Source organism: Thermoleptolyngbya sp. M55_K2018_002, from assembly GCF_015295965.1.
In the GTDB taxonomy this organism is placed as follows: Bacteria; Cyanobacteriota; Cyanobacteriia; order Elainellales; family Elainellaceae; genus Thermoleptolyngbya; species Thermoleptolyngbya sichuanensis.
Genome location: NZ_DVEA01000203.1, coordinates 1 through 5,876 on the forward strand (window position 1 = coordinate 1; position 5,876 = coordinate 5,876).

The window sequence follows — 5,876 nt, forward strand, 5'->3', positions numbered from 1 at the left end:
TCGATGATTTCCTCAATCGCCCAGAGGTGGCCGCCGCTCTAGATCAGCTCAGCCGCACCACGCGCCGCCAAAACATTGACCCGGTGCAGTTCACCGCGCTGCAAAACAACCTGCGAAACCTGAATCAAAACGCCGTCCTGCTCTATCCGCTGGTGCTAGACGATCGGCTAGAGCTAATTTTGGTTACGCCCTTTTCGCCGCCCATCCGCCGCACGGTGAACGTCCCGCGCACCCAGCTCAATCAGGCAATTTTGGAACTGCGGCAATCCCTGACCGACATTCGGGTCAACCCCAGACCCAGCGCCCAGCGACTCTACAACTGGCTGGTGCGGCCGCTCGAAGCAGACCTGGCCCAAGCCAACACCCAGACGATTGTCTATGCCCCAGACGGGCAACTGCGCTACATTCCGCTGGCGGCGCTGCACGACGGCACGCAATGGCTGGCCCAGCGCTATCGGGTTAACTACATTACCGCCGCCTCCCTCACAGAGTTTGATCGACGACCCCAGCGCGACTTGCGGGTGCTGGCAGGGGCGTTTGTGCAGGGTGAAGTTAGCGTGCGAGTGGGGACGCGAGAACTGCGGTTTCCGGGGCTGCCGTTTGCAGGCATCGAGGTGGAGAATATTGCAGCCCAGATTCCCAACACGCAAAAGCTGATTGATGCCCAGTTCAGCCCCCAGGCAACCGTGCCCCGCATGAATGACTATACGGTGGTTCACCTAGCGACCCACGCGCAGTTTGTGGCGGGTTCGCCGGAGGAAACCTTTATTGTGTTTGGGAATGGCGATCGCGTCACGCTTCAAGATGCGTCGCGCTGGTCGTTGCCCAATGTGGAACTGATCGTGCTGAGCGCTTGCCAGACCGCCGTGAGCGGCGAGAGCAATGGCGAAGAAATTCTGGGATTTGGCTTCCAGATGCAGCGCACCGGGGCCAGAGCGGCGATCGCCTCGCTGTGGCGGGTCAACGACGAAGGCACCGAAGCGCTGATGACCCAGTTTTACCGACTGCTGAATCAGAAAACCATCTCCAAAGCAGAAGCCCTCCAGCAGGCCCAAATCAGTCTCATTCAAGACAACCAGCCGCCGTTTTTCTGGGCCCCGTTTATCCTGATCGGCAATGGACTTTGAAGCGAACTTTTGCTATCAGATAGCGAGATTTTGTTACCTGATAAAAACGCAATGCTAAAAACTAAAAACGCAAGGTTGGAAACGCAAGGTTAAAAACGCAATATGCAACGTTCAATTTGCCCTCATCCCCCAACCCCTTCTGCCAGGTCGAGAGCAGGGAAGCAACAGAGGCTTGAAGTCCCTCTCCCGTTCTGGATTTAGGATGAGGGGGATCGGCAAAGTTGCACATCCCGTTGATCAAAGATTTGTCTCTGATTTGTCTCTGATTTGTCTCTGATTTGTCCCTGATTATGATAGGACTCCGGTGAAGGGAACCCATCATGGCAAAAGTCATTGCAGTCACCGACGCGGTTAAAAGCTTATCTGAAGTGGAAGCCCGGTTTGGATTACACCGGGTGGAGGATGAGCAATTTTTTACCGAATGGCAGCAGGATTTGCCGGAGCTGAATGATGCTGAACGGGCAAAGCTGCCTCCGCAACAATAGCCGCCAGCGGCACTCGCGGGTATAGAGGTAGACCAGACCAGCCTTGCCTCGCCGCGCCCAGATTGATCGCAAGAGCGATCGCCTACAACGATTGCAAGATGTCTGTGATGGCTTGCTTTAGACTTGGTAATTCTTGCGCTACAGTTAGCCAAACAATATCGAGATCAATCTCGAAGTAGTTGTGAGTCAGAATGTTTCGCATTCCAATTATTTTTGCCCAAGGTACTTCTGGATGATGAGTTCGCAGGGTTGAAGAGAGCGAGCGGGAAGCCTCCCCAATCACTTGCAAGTTTTGAGTGAACCAAGCTTGAATTAATTCATTTTGTTCAAATGCTTGCCTGCCCTGTGCAGTATAGCGATCAATCCGCTCGATGGCATCTAGGATATCTTGCAATTTCTCGCGATCGTCTCTCATAAGGGAATTGCTTCACTCAGAATGCGATCGCGGATTCTGGGTCGCAGACCTTTTACTGTGACCACATCTACTGAACAATTCAGCAGGTCTTGTAATTCCATCAGCAACCCGCCAAGGTCAAGTAAGCTGCGTTCTGCCTCCAGTTCCACCAGAAAATCAACGTCGCTGTCTGAGTCGGCTTCGCCCCGTGCTACCGAGCCAAAGATGCGAACGTTGTAGGCTCCGTATTTTGCTGCTGTCGCCAAAATTGCTTCTCGTTTTTCCTGCACCTGTAACCCAATGTTCATTAGCAGCCTCTCCATGTGTCTTCATTATCCCATTGCCCCAGTGCTTTAATCTTCTGCTTGATGCCCTGCAATTCGCAGAACTGAAATTGCGGATTCCTACTGAAGCTTGCGTCTACGAAATCTTGATTCAGAACCAGGGCGATCGCCCTTATGATTTTCTAATTCTTCAACACGACTTTCATCACTTCGTACAGCACCCGCGACAGTTCCCGGCGGCGCAGGGATTGGCGGTCGATGGGTGTGCGGGCAAAGGCCCGGTCATAGGCATCGGGTGCGGCTTTTTTTACCAAGAAGGACAACTGCTCGCGGGTGATGGGCGACTCTGGCGCAAAGCGGCCGCGGCCGACTCCGGCGATCAGTCCGGCTGCGGCCAGGGCCTCGATATAGGGATGGGCCCAGTGGTTTTTGGGCACGTCGGAAAAGGTGGGCTGGTCGGGCATGGTGGGCGACAGGTTGAGCAGCTTCACCATTGCAGTAGAGACAACAGCGCGGGTGACGGTGTTTTCGGGGCGGAAATGCAGGTCGGTGGTGGTTTCGCTGCGGACGATGCCTGCGGTCGCCATCACCTGGATCGGCTCGAAGTCGGGGTCGCTGTGGGATACATCGTCAAACCAGAAGATAGGAATGCCGTTGCGGGTGATCAGCCCTTGCAGCTTGCGGAGGAGGGGTTCTTGCAGGGCGATCGCCCTCGGCTGCACCCCCGCCCACACGGCCAGCGCCGCCAGATAGCCGCTGGCTTCCCCAATTGCCCATTCCACCGGATGCATTCGGTAAGCGGCGTTGGTGATGTGGGTCGTGCCGAGGCTTTTGGAGGACAGCACCAGCCCGTCGGTGTCTAGGGGAACAAGCGACCCCACGGGCAGCGTAAAGGGCAGCGCAATTACCTTGTCTCCAGGCAGGCTGGCATGGCCCTGGCGATCGTTGCCGTGCAGGTCGAGATAGTGATATTGCCCAATGCCCACGCTGTCGGCAAAGCAGCGGGCCCGCGCCTGGTTGGGGAAAAAGGCCTTGGCCACGTCTTCGTGGAGGATGGGGGTGAGGGCGATACCGCGCCGCGCCTCGCGGATGTAGGGTTCCAGGGCGATGCCGTCGGCGGTCCAGGTGAGGTCGCCCCGGGGTTTTAGCGGAATGCCCCGCTGCTGCAAATAGTGGACATAGGCCCGAGCGCGATCGCGCCCTTGTTTGAGATGCAGCTTGCGCTCCTCCCGACTCACGCCGACCAGTTCCCCCACGCGATAGTCATTGCCGCAGAGCATGGGCCCGCCCTCGCCATGCTGATGCTGGCCCCAGTTCAGCACCGACACATCCCCCGGCTTCACCAGCTTCTCTTGGGTAGACACGCGAATCAGGCGACGATAGCGGAAAATCCCAAAGGGATGCAAAAAGGGGCGCGGCTGTGGCTCCCACTGACCGCCAGATTTCGTCCAAAAGTCGGCTTCAAAATCCGCCGCCAGCAGCCAGGGGGCGACGTTGTATCCTGGCGGTGCGCCAATGGGCTTGCCTTTGCCCGGTTCCGCCAGTTCGATCACCGCGCCGTAGGTAAAGGACTGCTGACACTCCGGCAGGGGATGTTTGGGAAGCGCCTGTTCGCCAGTTTCTTCGCGGGTTTCCTGCCCCACGCGGGAGGGAATGTTGCCCACTTCCAGCAGATCCCCCAGATCGGTAGCCTCAATGGTGATCTGCGCCGAAATCGTGAAGCGATGCCCCCGCTGGAGGTCTTGAAACACAACCCCCGTGACGCGCCGCCGCTCGCCGGGGGGAGTGACAAACCGCACCTCGACGGGTTCTGCAAAGGGAATGAAGCGGAGGGTGCCCCGTTCCAAGCAGGGGGCGATCGCCTCGTTTAGGGCAATGGCGGATACGACGGGACTGGTGCAAATCGGGCTGACCCAGCCGCCGCCGGGGTTTTGCAGCACCTCCCCCTGCACGGGTTGGAGCTGTCGCTGGCGATCGCGAAACCAGCGCTGCAACGGCGAAATCGCAAATTCTTCCCCTGCCCGATGAAATGCGCCCGCCCGCTCTTTGAGCAAATCGCCATCGTCCGACGCGGGCAGCGCCTGCACGGTGAACTGTCCCCCCAAGATCTGCGTCGGCTGCACCAGGCACACCGACAGATTGGCCCGCGCCGCCACCAGCGCCGCCGTATAGGCCGCCGTCGATCCCCCCACCACGAGAATGGCGCAGGAAAGTTCGCTGTTTGGCGTTGGGCGGGTAAAGGCGCGGTCTTCAAAAATGCCGTTGTGCTGGCGCAGGGGGGCGGTGAGCATCTCACTCCCGCCCCTCAACCCGCCAAAACCTCAACAGGACTTATGCACTTGCCATCTGTGTTCTGGACTTTGGCGGATTGCTTGCGGACGCAGCCCGCGAGAAATCCGCCAACTGCCTCAATCCTGCTCAACCTAAAATAGAGGCATAAATAGAGGCATTGCCACGCCGTCCTGCCGCTGAGTGTTTTGCATGTACGCTGATTCTGAGTTTGATTCTGAGTTTGATTCGGATGTTTCATGGTCTGGTGATGATTTGGCTCGGCTAACGCCAGCGGAGTGTGGGCAGCGGCTGAGTGAGGCGGCGTTGCCCGAGGCAGAGCGGGCGGGGCTGCTGTGTCGGCTGGGCTGGTGGCAGTTGCGAGATGGGCAAATCGAAGCGGCGATCGCCCAGTTTGACCAGGCGTTGCTGCTGTGGCCAGACCTGGTGGCGGCCTATCACGGGCGGGCGCGCTGGCAAATTTTGACCAAGCGATCAAGCTGGCGGCCAAACCGAGGGCAAGGCTGTGGCGCGATCGCGGCTGTACGCTCCGCAGTCTGGGGCGCTATGGCGAGGCGCTGACCAGCTTTGGCAACGCATTGGAACAACAGCCCCAGGATGCCCTGTCGATGAGCGCGAAGGGGTCTTTGCTGGCGGTGCTGTGGCGACAAAAGCGGGCGGCGATGCAGCTTTGCGATCGCGCCTTGCAGCTTGACCCAAACCTGCCAGAAGCGTGGAATAGCAAGGGCGTGGTGCATTCGGTGGCGGGGCAATATGCCGAGGCGCAGCAGTGCTATGAGCGGGCGATCGCCCTCGACAGCAGGCTAGACCGGGCCTGGAGCAACCGGGGGATTGCAATGCTGCGGCAAGATCGGGTGCTGGAGGCGATCGCCAATTTTGAGCAGGCCCTCTCGCTGGCTCCGCATCGGCAGGAGGCGTGGAAAGCGGCTGCCTGGGCGCATCACGGGCGGGCGCTGATGCGACTGGGGCGCTATGAGCGGGCGATCGCTAGTTGCGATGAGGCGCTGCGGCTGCAACCGGGCTATGCTCCGGCGGCGCTAAATCGGCTGCTGAGCCTGGGCATGGCGGGGCAGTTGTGGACGCACCTGCGGCGGGGAGAAACGCGCTGGCCCCTGCTGCAAAACGTCGGCGCAGTGCTGAATGCGGCCAAGCTGCGGCTGCTGATTGTGACCGTGGCGGTGCTGCTGCTGTCGCTGGGGCAGGGGCCGGCGGCGGAAATGCTGCGGCAGGGCGTGTCGGTGCTGCTGTCGCTGGGCGTGCTGGTGGTGGAAGCCCCGAACGACAGCGGCGCGCTCAT

At 59.4% G+C, this 5,876-nt stretch carries 7 protein-coding genes; 4 read left to right on the plus strand and 3 right to left on the minus strand.

Annotation, left to right across the window (positions count from 1 at the left end; translation table 11 throughout):
- Window positions 1-1,127: CHAT domain-containing protein (locus tag IGS51_RS09815; RefSeq protein ID WP_297078235.1), on the plus strand; the 1,127-nt coding region annotated here is incomplete at its 5' end.
- A gap of 320 nt (window positions 1,128-1,447) precedes the next feature.
- Window positions 1,448-1,612, plus strand: a complete 165-nt coding sequence (locus IGS51_RS09820) for a hypothetical protein (protein ID WP_297078236.1) — start codon at window positions 1,448-1,450, stop codon at window positions 1,610-1,612.
- 82 nt (window positions 1,613-1,694) lie between these two features.
- Here IGS51_RS09820 and IGS51_RS09825 read toward each other — a convergent pair whose 3' ends face one another.
- The 3 genes from IGS51_RS09825 to IGS51_RS09835 form a co-directional block, all read right to left on the minus strand.
- A complete protein-coding gene (locus IGS51_RS09825) occupies window positions 1,695-2,027 on the minus strand; it encodes a DUF86 domain-containing protein (RefSeq protein WP_297078237.1) in 333 nt (110 codons plus the stop codon).
- Window positions 2,024-2,314 (minus strand): nucleotidyltransferase family protein, encoded by a 291-nt coding sequence (locus IGS51_RS09830; protein WP_297078238.1) that lies wholly within the window; start codon window positions 2,312-2,314, stop codon window positions 2,024-2,026. The genes IGS51_RS09825 and IGS51_RS09830 overlap by 4 nt, the downstream gene beginning before the upstream one ends.
- 158 nt (window positions 2,315-2,472) lie before the next feature.
- Window positions 2,473-4,581 carry an FAD-dependent oxidoreductase gene (locus IGS51_RS09835; protein ID WP_297078239.1) on the minus strand — a complete coding sequence of 703 codons (2,109 nt, stop codon included), beginning with the start codon at window positions 4,579-4,581 and terminating at the stop codon, window positions 2,473-2,475.
- Window positions 4,582-4,771: 190 nt separating this feature from the next.
- Here IGS51_RS09835 and IGS51_RS09840 point away from each other — a divergent pair, with 190 nt between their 5' ends.
- Window positions 4,772-5,140 carry a hypothetical protein gene (locus IGS51_RS09840; RefSeq protein WP_297078240.1) on the plus strand — a complete coding sequence of 123 codons (369 nt, stop codon included), beginning with the start codon at window positions 4,772-4,774 and terminating at the stop codon, window positions 5,138-5,140.
- Window positions 5,116-5,876: tetratricopeptide repeat protein (locus IGS51_RS09845; protein ID WP_367279304.1), on the plus strand; the 761-nt coding region annotated here is incomplete at its 3' end. The genes IGS51_RS09840 and IGS51_RS09845, both read left to right, overlap by 25 nt.